The sequence below is a fragment of the Bartonella sp. AA16NXGY genome (assembly GCF_042197325.1).
Taxonomy (GTDB): domain Bacteria; phylum Pseudomonadota; class Alphaproteobacteria; order Rhizobiales; family Rhizobiaceae; genus Bartonella.
This window is the reverse complement of the sequence record NZ_JBHIRR010000068.1, coordinates 1-710: the sequence shown is the minus strand read 5'-3', so window position 1 is coordinate 710 and position 710 is coordinate 1. Positions and strand designations below refer to the sequence as shown.

Here is a 710-nt window from a genome sequence, read left to right as displayed (position 1 = left end):
GATCAGATTGGGGAGCGCTTTGCCAAATTGCGCAATGTCTTTAAGCTTAATCAGGTAGGTATTGAAGATCTAGGTGATGCTATCAATCATCTCTCTAATCACATGGCGGCAAAAGCCAGTGAAGTGTCTGATTTTACCAATCGTGCCACCGGTGCGGCAACCATGTTTAAGCTCACCGCGCGCGAAACTGCGGCATTTGGTACAGCGATGATTTCTGCTGGGATTGTTCCAGAGAGTGCTGCGCGTGGTTTTAATGCCATGAGTGCGCGCATTCAAGCAGGGGGCAAGCATATTGAAGATGCTTTTGCCAATATTGGGCTTTCTCGCGAAAAATTCATGCAAGATCTGGACAAAGATGCCACCGGCACCTTGGTGCGCTTTTTTAATGTGTTGGGTAAATCCGAACAGGGGATGCGCTCGCTGATTGCCATTGCGGGGCGCGATTTTACTGGTGATTTTGCCAAATTGGTGGGCAACCCAGAATTGTTAGGGCAAGCTTTAGAGTATGTGAAAGATCCACAAGTCTTTAAAGGCTCGGTAGAGCAAGAAGCAGACAAACAAGCAACCGGTGCTATGCGGCAATTTGAACTCTTGCAAAACCGTATTGTAGCTCTGGGCATCACCATTGGTGAAGTGCTTCTGCCTCCTCTCAACAGTCTCATGGAAACTGTTGGTAATTTTACTAATGGGCTTATGGCGTGGGCGAATGC

The 710-nt window shown here is 47.9% G+C and carries 1 protein-coding gene; it reads left to right on the top strand.

The window, feature by feature from the left end:
- The coding region (locus ACFINK_RS09365; protein ID WP_375638914.1) for a phage tail tape measure protein at positions 1–710 on the top strand (710 nt) is incomplete at both ends.